Source organism: Chryseobacterium rhizosphaerae, from assembly GCF_003385455.1.
Lineage (GTDB): Bacteria > Bacteroidota > Bacteroidia > Flavobacteriales > Weeksellaceae > Chryseobacterium > Chryseobacterium rhizosphaerae.
Window position 1 is genome coordinate 56575 of record NZ_QNUF01000015.1, and the last position, 14320, is coordinate 70894.

Annotated in this window: 11 protein-coding genes; 1 reads left to right on the forward strand and 10 read right to left on the reverse strand. The window is 37.8% G+C overall.

All coding sequences use genetic code 11. From position 1 onward, the window contains the following. Positions 1-61: 61 nt before the first annotated feature. The 7 genes from DRF57_RS13740 to amaB all read right to left on the reverse strand — a co-directional run bounded on the left by DRF57_RS13740 (position 62) and on the right by amaB (position 8927). On the reverse strand, positions 62-3208 hold the full coding sequence (locus DRF57_RS13740; protein WP_047495942.1) for an efflux RND transporter permease subunit: 3147 nt from the start codon (positions 3206-3208) through the stop codon (positions 62-64). Continuing rightward, positions 3208-4392 carry an efflux RND transporter periplasmic adaptor subunit gene (locus DRF57_RS13745; RefSeq protein ID WP_115919111.1) on the reverse strand — a complete coding sequence of 395 codons (1185 nt, stop codon included), beginning with the start codon at positions 4390-4392 and terminating at the stop codon, positions 3208-3210. The genes DRF57_RS13740 and DRF57_RS13745 overlap by 1 nt, the downstream gene beginning before the upstream one ends. 1 nt (position 4393) lies before the next feature. Next, entirely contained in the window at positions 4394-4849 is a 456-nt protein-coding gene (locus DRF57_RS13750; protein WP_047495947.1) for a transcriptional regulator, read from the reverse strand. Between the two features lie 116 nt (positions 4850-4965). Then, the gene (locus DRF57_RS13755) at positions 4966-5478 is read right to left on the reverse strand and encodes a GNAT family N-acetyltransferase (protein WP_115919113.1); all 513 of its coding nucleotides are present in this window, start codon (positions 5476-5478) and stop codon (positions 4966-4968) included. 165 nt (positions 5479-5643) lie between these two features. Continuing rightward, positions 5644-5874, reverse strand: a complete 231-nt coding sequence (locus DRF57_RS13760) for a DUF2007 domain-containing protein (RefSeq protein WP_047495952.1) — start codon at positions 5872-5874, stop codon at positions 5644-5646. A gap of 61 nt (positions 5875-5935) precedes the next feature. Further along, positions 5936-7261 (reverse strand): L-lysine 6-transaminase, encoded by a 1326-nt coding sequence (lat, locus tag DRF57_RS13765; RefSeq protein ID WP_084084431.1) that lies wholly within the window; start codon positions 7259-7261, stop codon positions 5936-5938. 115 nt (positions 7262-7376) lie between these two features. After that, positions 7377-8927: an L-piperidine-6-carboxylate dehydrogenase gene (gene amaB, locus DRF57_RS13770; RefSeq protein WP_047495959.1), complete on the reverse strand. Its 1551-nt coding sequence runs from the start codon at positions 8925-8927 to the stop codon at positions 7377-7379. Positions 8928-9061: 134 nt separating this feature from the next. Here amaB and DRF57_RS13775 point away from each other — a divergent pair, with 134 nt between their 5' ends. Then, positions 9062-9259 (forward strand): hypothetical protein, encoded by a 198-nt coding sequence (locus DRF57_RS13775; RefSeq protein WP_047495961.1) that lies wholly within the window; start codon positions 9062-9064, stop codon positions 9257-9259. Between the two features lie 93 nt (positions 9260-9352). On the opposite strand, the gene DRF57_RS13780 is transcribed toward DRF57_RS13775, so the two are convergent. The 3 genes from DRF57_RS13780 to ccsA all read right to left on the reverse strand — a co-directional run bounded on the left by DRF57_RS13780 (position 9353) and on the right by ccsA (position 14100). Continuing rightward, entirely contained in the window at positions 9353-9541 is a 189-nt protein-coding gene (locus tag DRF57_RS13780; RefSeq protein ID WP_047495965.1) for a hypothetical protein, read from the reverse strand. 91 nt (positions 9542-9632) lie between these two features. Then, positions 9633-10499, reverse strand: coding sequence for an SPFH domain-containing protein (locus DRF57_RS13785; protein WP_047495968.1), 867 nt, complete (start codon positions 10497-10499; stop codon positions 9633-9635). Between the two features lie 325 nt (positions 10500-10824). Beyond that, a complete protein-coding gene (gene ccsA, locus DRF57_RS13790) occupies positions 10825-14100 on the reverse strand; it encodes a cytochrome c biogenesis protein CcsA (protein WP_115919115.1) in 3276 nt (1091 codons plus the stop codon). Between the last annotated feature and the right edge of the window lie 220 nt (positions 14101-14320).

Below are 14320 nucleotides of genomic sequence, written 5' to 3' on the forward strand. Positions count from 1 at the left end.
TGAGAAGTTAGTTTTTAGCCGGATAGCCAGTGTCTAACTTCTCTTTTCTAAATCATTATTTTTATTCTGCTAAATTGATATCTTCTTTTTTGAGAGGTTTAATTTTTTCCTGCAGTGTTTCAAAGATCACATACAGAACAGGAATTACAAATAATCCTAAAATAGTTCCTATCAATAGTCCAATAGCGGCTCCTGTTGCAATTGATCTGTTACCCACTGCCCCGATTCCACTTGCAAGAACTAACGGCAGTAAACCGAAGATAAAGGCAAAAGATGTCATTAGAATAGGTCTTACTCTGGCTTTAGCTGCATTGATGGCAGACATGACAATCGTTTCACCATGATGTCTTCTCTGAACAGCAAATTCGACAATAAGAATCGCGTTTTTCGCCAGTAGTCCCACGAGCATGATCAGGGCAATCTGGAAATAAATATTATTTTCCAAGCCCATAATCTTCTGTCCGAAGTAAGCTCCCATTACCCCAAGAGGAAGAGAAATAATAACAATCAGCGGAAGAATATAGCTTTCATACTGCGCAGAAAGGATAAAGTAAACGAAGATCAAACTAAGCCCAAAAATAAGAAGCGTCTGAGATCCTGAATTCAATTCTTCTCTGGTCAACCCGGTAAATTCTACTGCATAGTTTTGATTCAGGGTTTCATTGGCTACCTGCTGTACAGCGGTAATGGCATCTCCGGAACTATATCCTTCAGAGTTTGCCCCCGTTACCTTCACTGAGGTAAACAGGTTATAACGGCTTACCGACTGTGGTCCGTATGCTTTTGTAAGCGTAACAAACTGTGAGATCGGAGACATTACCCCAGAACCTGTTTTAACATACAGCTCGTTCAGGTTATCAATACTTTTTCTATTATCCGGAAGAGCCTGAACCATTACTCTGAACTGTTTTCCGTATTTTGTAAAGTCAGCAGTATAGACACCTCCTATATACCCCTGCATAGTAGCCAGGATATCACTTACGGAAACCCCAAGCTGTTTTGCTAACGGAACATTGATGTCCATTTGATACTGAGGATATTTTGTATTGAATGAAGTCTGAGCAAATTGAATTTCCGGTCTCTGCATCAGCTTACCGATAAATTCATTGGTTTTATCATCCAGATCAGCATATTCCCCACCTGATTTGTCCAGCAATACCATTTCAAAACCTGCACTGTTACCAAATCCCGGTACACTTGGCGGTTGAAAGAATACAACTTTGGCATCAGGAACAGATCCTACAATTCCAAATAATTTCTTAGTAATATCTTCAGAAGTCTGTCCGTCTTTTTTTCTTTCTTCAAATGGTTTTAGTTTAACAAAGGCAAGACCATTGTTACTTCCGTTTCCGGATAAGAATCCTCGTCCTGTAGAAATCGTTACATTTTGTACTCCCGGAACTTTTAATGCTTTAGCCTGAAGTGTTTTCAATGCGTTATAAGTTCTTTCCATAGAAGCTCCCGGAGGAAGCTGAACATCTGTAAAGATAATCCCTCTGTCTTCTGTAGGTACAAACCCTTTTTTCATACTGCTGCTTGCCCAGAATAAGATCCCTCCGGTAACAGCAAAAATAATCAGGGTTACCCATTTATGTCTTAACAGAAACACAAATCCTCTTCCGTAACGTTCAGTAGTTGTTTTAAAAGCAATATTAAACTTATAGAAGAACTTCTGTAACAGGTTTAAGTTTTTATACTCTGCATGATGCTCTGCGTGAGGTTTTAAGAATAATGAACATAAAACCGGACTCAGGGTTAATGCGTTAATAGCTGAAATGATGATGGCTATAATCAGCGTAATACCAAACTGTTGGTAGAATACCCCTGTAGGTCCAGTAATAAACGTCACCGGAATAAATACCGCTGCCATTACCAAAGTAATAGAAATAATAGCTCCTGTAATCTCATCCATTGCTTCTACCGTCGCTTTTTTAGCATCGGAAATACCATGTTCCATCTTGGCATGAACGGCCTCGACGACGACGATGGCATCATCCACCACAATACCGATAGCCAGTACCAAGGCAAAAAGAGTTAACAGGTTTAGTGAATATCCGAAAAGATTCAGGAAGAAGAACGCTCCTACAATAGATACCGGAACCGCGATGGCCGGAATCAGTGTAGATCTGAAATCCTGAAGGAAAATATACACTACAATAAATACCAGAATGAAAGCTTCGATCAGGGTATGTACTACCTTTTCAATAGAAGCTTCAAGGAATTCGTTGGTATCAAAGTTAAAAGTATACTTTACCCCCTTTGGAAAAGTTCCCTCAGCTGATTTCAGATACGTTTTGATATTTTTAATAATCTCCTGGGCATTGGAACCTGGCGTCTGGAAGATCCCCATACTGATGGAAGGTGAATTTCCATTCTCCCCGATTCCTGTGTATGACTGACCTGCCAGCTCTACTTTGGCTACATCCTTCAACATTAGGTTTTGTCCGTTTGCAAGAGATTTTATGATGATATTATCATACTGTTCTTTATCGTTGAATTTACCTACATACTTGATGATATACTCGAAAGAGCTTCCGCTGTTCTGGCCAATAGAACCCGCTGCAGCTTCTCTACTCTGCTCGTTGATCGCATTGGTAACATCTGTAGGTGTTACACTGTAGGCAGCCATTTTTGCAGGATCCAACCAGATTCTCATCGAGTAGTTTTTACCTCCGAAAACGTTGGCATCTCCTACACCATTTACCCTTTTCAGGTTTGGAATAATGTTAATATTCAAAAAGTTCTGAAGGTAAACGTCATCCAGATCCTTATTTTCGGAATAGAAAGACATATACATCAAGGCACTGGTTTGCTGCTTTTGCGTTACAACCCCTGAACGTGTTACTTCAGAAGGTAATAAAGGGGTTGCTCTGGCCACACGATTCTGTACGTTTACTGCCGCAATATCCGGGTCTATTCCTTGTTTGAAGAAAACCTGGATCTGGGCAGAACCGTCGTTTCCAGCACTGGAAGTGATATAATCCATACCTTCCACCCCGTTGATCTGCTCTTCCAAAGGTACCACTACACTTTTCATCACCGTCTCAGCATTGGCTCCCGTATAGTTCGCGGAAACACTCACTGTAGGTGGTGCAATATCCGGATACTGTGTAACCGGTAACGAGACAAGTCCTAAAATACCGAGAATCACAATCAAAATTGAGATTACGGTAGATAAAACCGGTCTGTTAATAAAGTTTTTTATCATTAGAATTTCGGTTTTATTGATTGAACAAGACTATCCATTTTGATTGGTTTCGGCTTCACGGCAGTTCCCGGTTTAAGACCTCCGATACCAGCAGCTACTATGACTTCTCCTTTATTAACTCCTGATTTTATAAGAGCCATATTGTCGATTCTGTCAATCACATTAATCACAACATTTTTAGCGGTATCTTTTTCTACTTTATATACGTAAACAATACCTTGTTGTTCGTAGGTAGCACTTTCAGGAACAACCAATACGTCATCATATCGTTGTGGGAATCTGATGGTTCCACTGTTACCATTACTTAAAAGTTTCTGAGCATTAGAAAAAGCAACCCTGAACTGAATGGTTCCTGTTGTAGGATCAATCTGACCGGTAATGGCTTCAATTTTTCCTTTTTCAGGATAAAGACTTCCATTGGCTAGCTGAAGCTCAACCATGGGTAAGTTTTTAATTTTCTCAGGCATAGAAGCTCCTGGAGATTTTTCAAGGAAATCAAAATATTCTTTTTCATTCATGGCAAAGTAGGCAAAGATCTGAGAGGTATCAGAAATAGTAGTCAGAGGAGTCTGATCAGACGGTCCTACCAAGCTCCCCACTTTCAATGGAAGTTTACCGATAACCCCTGAAATAGGCGCACGGATGATAGAATAGTCGATGTTAGCCTCTACCCCTTTGTAATTGGCCACAGCCTGTCTTTTTGCCGCATTGGCCTGCTGCAGCTGTGCCTGAGCCTGAGCCAGGTTGGCCTGAGCTGTCTGGAGCTGAATGTTACTGATGATATTTTTCTGAACCAGTGGCTTTAGCTTGTTGACTTCAAGCTGAGCTGCATTTACTGAAGCCTGAGCCGCTGCAATAGTAGATTCTGCGGCACCAATTCCTGCTTTGGATGCTGCTGCATTTTCAGTCAGAATATTGGTTTCCAGACGAAACAAAGGCTGTCCCTTAGTAACATATTGTCCTTCATCTACCAATAGCTGGGTGATATAACCCTGTATTTTTGCACGCACATCATTGTTTACCCTACCCTGAATGGTAGCCGGAAACGTCTGATAACCCACTATATTTTTTGCCTCCACAGAAATAACAGGATAAGGCTTGGCACCATCCTGTTTCGGAGCTTCTTTTTTGCAGGCAGTCAGTGAAAACGCTGCAATGGAAAGTATAACTAGCTTATTATTCATTTTATAGTTTATTAAGAGATTCCTGAATATTTTGTATGTTTTTATTAAGTAGTGCTTTATAGGCTTCTATTCTTTCGTTGTATTCATCGTCTTTATTTTTTTTAAAATTGTTTAAATCATCTAATAATTTCAATTCGTCCTGCATCTTTTGGACAACTTTTTCGAATCGGATTTTCTTATATTCATCATTGGTGAAAAAATACCTTTTCCTCTCATCCATCTTGTTGTGGTCTACGATAAGCTGCATATTGAGAAGTAATGAAATACTTGTGGACACGGAGCTTTTGCTTGCAGAAAGCACTTCCACAAACTCGTCAAAAGTAATTCCTACTTTCTCATAGTCAAAAAGAAGGTAGGAATAGATTTTTGAGGCTAATGGGGGTATGTTGAAAAGAAAGCCATAAAACTTTACAGCATCCTGAAATATTCTTTCATCAATTTCTATACTTTGGTGCATGTTATAAAAATTTAAACAAAAGTAGAAATTAGTTCAGAACTAAACGAACAAAGATGATAGAGATTATAAATACAGTTTCTTTTAAAAATTCAATGAAAGTTGATTTAACTTTTGGCTTAAATTATAATCTTCTCAAAAGCTTTTCTCATTCCGTCTTTCAAAAGCACCTCTCCACAATAGGAATATCCTTTGCCTTCCAGAATTTTCAACATGGCAATATTATCGTAATTCGTATCTACTTTTACACTCTGAATTTCATGGGATCTTGTAAAATCTTCAATATGGTCGAAAAGTTTTTTCACCATTCCCTGCCCTGCAAACTTTTCATCTACTGCAATTCTGTGCACTACCACAAATTCTCCATCACTCAGCCAGGCTCCTTCAATGGTACTGTAAGCAGGTTCATCGTTTAAAATCAAAGCAGCAAAGACTGCAATTTCGCCATCTACTGTAAGAACATATCCAAAACCCTTGGCAATATCACTTTCTACCGTTCCCAGGTTAGGATATCCATTTTGCCATTGTGTGCTCCCATCCTGTCTTCTTCTTTCAATAGACTGCTGGATAATTCCCCAAATAATATATCTGTCTTCAATTTCCGCTTTTCTGAGTGTAATTTCTGGATTCATTGTTCTTTAATTTTTGAAATAAAGGATTAAAAATCAAGGTTTTGTTCTTTCAATCCTTTGATGATTTTTATTTTTTTTAATAATTAGCAGCTAATTAAAAAACCGAAAACTAATTAAAATTAATTTTCGGTTCGAAGTAGTAAAATTTAAAATTATGAAATTGTTTTATTGATTTTCACTTTGTTGAAGGTAAGCATCTACAATTTCAAATGCTCTTTTTTCATCCTGCAGATCTACCATTACTTTTAACGACGTAGCCGTGGGAGTTGTGGTAAATGTAAGATAATTATTTTCAACTGTGTTTGTAATTTGCGCATCATCCAATTTAGACTTAACCAACTGAATTTCTGAAGGGTTATCACTTTCAAAAACCGATACTCTCGTGCTTCTTTCCATATTCTATATTGTTTGAGTATCTAAATATACAATGATTTTTTGAAAATTACAAATCCTAGTTTTAAATTTTGTTAATATTGTTTTCTATTTTATCCAGTGCCAACTGAATTTCTTCTTTAGTAACATTCAGGTGAGGTCTGAAGCGTAAAGACTGGTCACCGCATGGTAAAATGATCAATCCGTCATTGAAGAGTTCACTCATCATTTTATTTCGGTCTCCGGCTGATGGAAGATCAATGGCGCACATCAATCCTCTTCCTCTTGCATTGGAAATTTTCTCAGGATATTTCTCAGCAAGAGCTTTCAGGCTATCCAGCAAAAAGTCTCCTACGACTCTGGCATTTTCTACAAGATTTTCTTTTTCAATAACCTCCATTACCAATTGGAAACGAAGCATATCGATAAAGTTACCTCCGAAAGTAGAGTTGATTCTTGAGCTTTCTCTGAATACATTATTAGGAACTTCATCAAATTTTTCTTTATTGGCTAAAACTCCACAAACCTGTGCTTTTTTACCAAAAGAAATAATATCAGGTTTTGCAGTAAAATGCTGGAAAGCCCACATTTTTCCTGTAATGGCAATACCGGTCTGAACTTCATCAAAAATAAGTAAGATTTCATTTTGATCACAAAGCTGTCTTAGGCCTAATAAGAATTCGTCTCTGAAATGGTTATCCCCTCCTTCTGCCTGGATAGGCTCTATGATGATACAAGCCACTTTATCCGGATTCATCAAAATAGCTTCTTCAATTTGTAATAAAGCAAGCTTTTCATTTTTAATGGTTTCTTCCAGATTTTCTTCCGTGATCGGGAATGATAATTTCGGATTTAGGATTCTTGGCCAGTCAAATAAAGGAAAATATTGGTATTTTCTTGGGTCTGAAGTGTTGGTTAAGCTTAAAGTATAACCGCTTCTTCCGTGGAAAGCCTGTCTGAAATGGATACAGATTCCGGCTTCAGTCTGAAGTCCTTTTGCAAAGTTTTTACGGGTCTTCCAGTCGAAACATGCCTTTAAAGCATTTTCAACCCCTAAAGTTCCGCCTTCGATAAAGAAAGCATATTGTAATTCTTCAGGAATAACTACTCTTTCAAATACTTCTAAGAAATGAGCATATTCTTCGGAGTAAACATCTGCTAAAGTAGGTTTGTTGACAGCCATTCTTCCTAACCACTCTGATCTTTCTACCAGATAAGGGTGGTTATATCCTACGGAAGCTGATGCAAACATAGAGAACATATCCAGATATTCTCTGTCTGTAAGTTTGTCGTAAAGCCATGATCCGTGAGATTTTTCAATGTCCATCACGAAGTCAAACCCATCCGCCAAAACGTGTTTTCCTACTGTTTCTTTTACTTTATTTGCCTTTATATCTAATGTTTGTTCCATAATAAATTGATGTGTGATTTAATAAATGAATGGTTAGAGCATCACAGAATGAAACTACTATCATTCAGGTTATTAATTTTTATTTTTGTTTTTTTGTATGCTTTAAGTAAAGCTTTTATAAGTCAAATTTAATCCCTTGTGCTAAAGGAAGTTGAGCTGTGTAATTTATAGTATTGGTTTGTCTTCTCATATAGTACTTCCAGGCATCAGATCCTGATTCTCTTCCTCCTCCGGTTTCTTTTTCTCCACCGAAAGCACCTCCGATTTCAGCACCTGAAGTTCCAATATTTACGTTAGCAATACCACAGTCTGAACCTGCATGGGAAAGGAATAATTCTGCCTCTCTAAGGTTTTGAGTCATAATCGCTGAAGATAATCCCTGAGGAACATCATTTTGAATAGCAATGGCTTCTTCCAGGGTTTTGTATTTGATCAAATATAAAATCGGGGCAAAAGTTTCATGCTGTACAATCTCATAAGAATTTTTCACTTCGGCAACGCAAGGTTTTACGTAGCATCCTGATTCATACTCTTTCCCGGTTAATACACCTCCTTCAACAACAAATTTTCCGCCTTCTTTTTTACATTTTTTGATAGCTTCTTCATATTGATTCACCGCATCAGTATCAATTAAAGGACCTACATGGTTTTTCTCATCCAATGGGTTTCCGATCTTTAACTGACCATAAGCTTTTGTCAATCTTGTTTTCACTTCATTATACACACTCTCGTGGATAATCAGTCTTCTTGTGGAAGTACATCTCTGACCGGCTGTTCCTACGGCTCCGAAAACCGCTCCGATAATAGACATATCGATATCTGCTTCTTTCGTAATGATAATTGCATTGTTACCTCCCAGCTCAAGGATAGATTTTCCGAATCTTTCTGCTACTTTAGAAGAAACCATTCTTCCTACTCTTGTAGACCCTGTGAAAGATACTAAAGCTACTCTCTTATCATCTACCAGTTTCTGTCCGATCTCATGGTCTGACACCAATACACTTGAAACTCCTTCAGGAAGATTATTTTCCTTTAAAACTTCATTCATGATATTCTGACATGCAATCGCACACAGTGGTGTTTTTTCAGATGGCTTCCAGATGGTAACGTTACCACAGATCCATGCCAATGCAGTGTTCCATGACCATACAGCCACCGGAAAGTTGAATGCTGTGATGATTCCTACCACACCTAGCGGATGGTATTGCTCATACATTCTGTGTCCTGGTCTCTCTGAGTGCATCGTATATCCCTGAAGCTGTCTGGAAAGTCCCACAGCAAAATCACAGATATCAATCATTTCCTGTACTTCTCCAAGACCTTCCTGTAATGATTTACCCATTTCATAGGAAACCAGTTTTCCAAGATCATCTTTATATTCTCGTAACTTCAGACCCAGTTGTCTTACAATTTCTCCTCTTTTAGGAGCCGGGATCATTCTGAATTCCTGAAATGCCTTTTGAGCAGTCTCAATTACTTTGTCATAATCACTTTCTCCGGAAGTCTTTACTTTAGCGATTAATTTACCGTCTACAGGAGAGATACTTTCTATTGTCTTTCCTGAAGCGAAATATTTTCCGCCCACTGAAGTCCCTTTATTTTCTTCTTTAATACCAAGGTTTTTGAGTGTTGTTTCGATTCCGAAATCCTTTACTTTTTTTGACATAAAATCTTACTTTTCGTTCTCTCTAAAGATAAAAATATTATGCGAACCTCAAAACTTTAATTTTTAACTTGTTTTTTATTTGGACTAATTATAAACATGCTTATCTTTGTAGGGTAAAATTTTGACATTCGGAAATGGAGAATAATACATCAAAAGAAGATTTTTCAAAACAAAAAGACAATTCAAAGTGGAAACAATGGGTGAAACGCTTTGGCGTCGGGGGAATTATATTTTTCACCGTAAAAGGGATCATTACCTCTACTTTAATTTATTTTCTTGGAAAGAATTTTTGGAACGTTATTACCAAATATTTTTCAACGATGTTCGGGTAAGATAATTGATAATACATATAAAAAGAAAGCTGAGAAAAATTCTCAGCTTTCTTTTTATAATAAAGTTAATTGAATAGTTATAATAAATATAAACTATTCCTTCTTCTTCCTTCCCGAATCGACCAGTTTCTGATGCAGTAAGTATTCAATCTGTCCGTTTACACTTCTGAATTCATCATTGGCCCATTTTTCCAGGAGTTTATAAGTAGACTCATCTATCCTTATGACAAAGGATTTTTTACCTTTGCCTTCGGAAGAGTTTTGAGCTTTTTCTGATTTCATTTTTCTTGTTTTTTAACGCAAGATGCGTGAAGATTTATTTTCCAGGTTCATTGTTTATAGCTTCCCAATAAACCTGGAAATTATTAATATTTTAGTTATACAGGGTGCCTGCATTTAATATTGGGGTTGCCGCTTTTTCACCACACAAAACCACCATTAAATTACTTACCATTGCGGCTTTTCTTTCGTCATCAAGTTCAACGATATTACCTTCAGAAAGCTTTTTCAAGGCAAGATCAACCATACCTACGGCTCCTTCTACAATTTTGGTTCTCGCTGCAACAATGGCAGTAGCCTGTTGTCTTTGAAGCATTGCTCCTGCGATTTCTGATGCATACGCCAAATGGGAGATCCTTGCTTCCTGAATGACAATTCCTGCTTTTGAAAGACGGTCTGTAAGCTCCTGTTCCAAAATAGAATTGATCTTTTCACCACCTTCTCTTAAAGTAATCGGGGCATGGTCGTCCTCCAAATTGTCATAAGGAAAACTCATGGCCAAATGTCGTACTGCTGCTTCACTCTGCATTTTCACAAAATCCGAATAGCGTTCAACGTCAAAAGCCGCTTTATAAGTATCTCCTACTTTCCATACGATTACTACTGCAATTTCAATCGGATTTCCCATTTTATCATTGACTTTCAAGGTTTGTCCCTGCAAATTTTCTGAACGCAATGATATTTTCTGTGACGAATACAGAGGATTGATAAAAAACAGTCCGTTTTCTTTTACTGAACCCACATATTTTCCAAAAAAGTTTAACACCCTGGAGTGATTAGGTTGAATAATCATGAGTCCTTTCAGGAAGAAGCATGAAAGTAAAAAGCAAAACATCGCAATAATCACATAGGCAATACTCTGATCAACTCCGGAAATAAAGAAATAAACCGAAGCGACAAATAAAGCCAGACAGATTACTAAGGTAATATAACCCGACATAGGTTTTAATGTTTTTTCCATAACTGAATTTTTAATTTGATATTATTTTGATATCATAAAGATAGCCGTAATTTTTGAATGTCAAATATTAATAATGCTTTTTTTTGCGGGATGCGGGGTAAGAAAAGCAAAAATTCGGGATACGGCAGAGGAACGTGATCCGCATTGCCTGAGTTGTCCATACTGGGTAAGCAATAGCAGGATTTGTAAGCCTAGCTATCTTAAGAAGGTTCTATATTACACTTCCCACGTAACCCGCACCACGCATTGTTCTACACCTCGTAGCACGTAAAAAAAAATCCCGGAAAATAAATTCCAGGATTTTGATTTTATAGGTCTGCCGCTTTTACTTCTTCGTTAATTTTTTAAACTTGAAATAAGAAACTGCTGATAAAGTAATCATTGTTGCGATTCCTATGTATACCCAGGCCGGTACCGGTACCGGGTCTCCTGCTGCATAAGAGTGAAGTCCGCTTAAGTAGTAATTTACCCCAAAATAAGTCATTACCATTGAACAGAATGCAAACATTGTTGCCACGTGGAACGCCCATCTGCTTCTCAACCCAGGTACTAATCTCATGTGCAGTACGAACGCGTACACCATGATCGAGATGAAAGCCCATGTTTCTTTCGGGTCCCAGCTCCAGTATCTTCCCCAAGATTCGTTGGCCCAGATTCCTCCTAAGAAGTTTCCTACTGTTAAAGCAAAAAGACCAATAGTAAGAGACATTTCAGAAACCACTACCAATTCTTTCAATGTGGTATCATGATGAATTTTATAGGTCTCTTTATTTGAAATAATATAAAATACCAGAGAGATCACAGCAATGATCATCGATAGTGCAAAGAATCCATAGCTGGAGGTAATAATCGCTACGTGAACAATTAACCAGTAAGATTTCAATACAGGAACCAATGGTGTAATCTGTGGATCAAGAGCTGAACCTCCATGAGCAAATCCCATCATAATTACCGCTACCATAAATCCGGCTGCTGGAATTAGTGCATTGGAATTTCTGTAAAGAACAAGTCCTGCTGTAATTCCTACCCAGGAAATAAAGATAATCGCTTCATACCCGTTACTCCAAGGTGCGTGCCCTGAAATATACCATCTTGCCACAAGGCCTAAGAAGTGACAAAAATATCCTATTAAGCCAATTGCAATAATGATCTTAATAGCCTTATTTAAAATCTTGTGTGATTTGAATAATTCAACAAAACCTAAGATCAAAAGAAGCCCTCCTATGATGGTGTAAAATATTAATAATTTGAAGTTAATATCCGCTTTATTCATGAAGACCTCAAGATCTACTTTAGATTGAGCAGGAACAACGCTTTTACCCCATTTCTGCTGATATTCTGAAAGTTTAGCAAGTTCCGAATCTGCTTTACTCCAGTTTCCTGATTTCTGAGCGGTAAGAACTTCTGCAAAATAAGGTCCCATTACCTGCTGAGATTCCATATCCGGTTCAAACTTCTGATCCAGCCATGAATGCCATGTATGGTTAGCGTCATTTTTCACCGGTACAATTCTCATAAACTGACCACTGAAAAACTCGTTGAAAATCTGAACTCTTTCGTTTACAGAAATTACTTCTTTGTCATAATTTGTTTGATCTGCCGGCTTTTTACGGAAAGCAGTGTTATAATCATGCTCAAGAATGTATGTTAAATTACCGTTAGCATCTGCAGGGAAAAGGTTCATTAATGAAGTATATCCATCATCATCTGCTTTGGTCTTATTTTTCAGTTCATCCCCTCCTTTCGGTCCTACTTTAATCATGGGAACCATTGTCCAGCTTGGGGTATCAGTATTTACGGATAGGAACCACTGGTTAGCCGTAAGGTATTTCCCGTCAGTCCCTTTGAATTTATCTTTCTTGTAAAGTTTTCTTAAAACATCCAATGCCACTGTATTGATAGGAACAATTCTTCCTTCAAAACTTTGTACCAGAAGGTATCCGAATTTATCCGCATGCTCTTTGCTGATCCTGTTTCTCGCAATAATTTCATCCGGAGAGACAGATCTCATTTTATTCATCGGAGTTGCCAGAGAATTCTGCTTTGGAGCAGCACCGTCAAGAGGCTGGACAGATGGAGCCGGAGCATGAGTATGCCCGTCACCTTCTACATGTACATGTTCTCTGCTTCCGTCGGTTGTTCCGTGTGTTTCAATTTTCTGAGCATTGATCCCTATACTTAAAAACAGTAAAAGAACAGCTGCTGTTTTTGCTTTTTTCTTGCTGGCATCAGCCAACATTTTATTTAATTTCCAGAAGTGAGTTCCCTTCCAGAAGAAGATCACAAACATTCCTAAGAATAATAATCCGTATCCGATATAAGAGATCAGAGTTCCCCAGAAATCATGGTTTACAGAAAGTACTGTTCCCATTCTGTCCGGATCAAAACTCGACTGGAAGAAACGGTATCCTTTATGGTTAAGAACGTGGTTCATATAAATTTTATAAGGTGTTTCTTTACCTTCATCAACAATTTTCACATGGCTTTCATAAGCACTTGGAGAAGAACTTCCAGGATAAGTTTCCATCACGAAATCTTCTAACTTCAGCGCAAAAGGAGTATTGTAAACCTTAGGTCCGAATCCAACCATGATATTTAATCCATCCATGGTAACCTGCTTATAGGCATTTGGATTTCCTCTTTCTACAGAAAGGTCAACCAAACGCTTTGTTTTTGGACCCTGTAATTCTATCTGAAGCATATCAGGAACACTAGCATCTTTCTTTCTATCACCTTCAATAGCGATAAGTCTTCCTTTTTTCAGTCCTTCAGGCACTACAAGTTTCAGTTCATTAATACTGTATAAACTTCTCATTGCCAAAGGCTGGAATTCATCTTTCTTTGTACTTCCGGTAGCCTGAGTAGCCATAGTCATATAACTTGCATCAACTGGAGTTTTGATGAATAATTTTCCACCTTCGTTTTTGAATTCCACAGCTCCTTCAATAGCTCTGTTGAATGTTACCAAAGTTCCGTTGATCGACTTGGTCTCTCCCGGTTTGATGTAAATATTCTGTCTTCCCGTACTTGCTGTAGACACCAGGTGAAGGTATTCTGCACCATTCGGCTCAGCAACCAGACTGTCTTTTTTTCTTTGGATGTATTCCTTCGCAAAAACTTTCACTTCTTTCCCATGAAAGTCATAGGTTGCATTGAAATCTTTATGCAGTGGAGACATCAGATAAGGTACATCCTGATAATTAAGAACATCCCCTTTCTCTTCGATCTGGATTTTAAAGAAATTTTTGTCCGTTACGATTTCGTTGGAGGTTTCTCCTTCTCTGATGTGCATTTGCCCTTCGAAACTGATGTATCTGGTAATGGCACCGCCCATAAAAATAAATATAAAAGCCAGGTGAAAAACAAGAACCGGCCACTTTTCTCTTTTCCAAAGTCTGTATCTGCCGATATTTCCTATGAAATTGAGAATAAGCAGGACCATGATCAGTTCAAACCATTTGGCCTCATAAATTAATGCTTTCGCTGTAGGCGTTCCATAGTCGTTTTCTAGGAACGTTGCATAAGCCATCGCAAATGCATACACCAGTAACAAAACAGCCATTGTCCTGGTTGAGATAAGAATATCTTGGAGCTTCTTCATGATTTAATTATACTTGACATGCAAAAATAAGCATGATAAACTACAAAGAGATTAAAAAAAGCTGTTTTTTGTCATTTTAAAGCCCGTTTCGCTTATTTTGAACCATTCTTAATAACTAAAAAAGCACTAAGAAAAATTCAATTTTTAAAACCCAGCAATTCCAGATTCATTGTACCTATACCGGTGATTGAAAACTTCTATTCAGAAATAACCGACATAA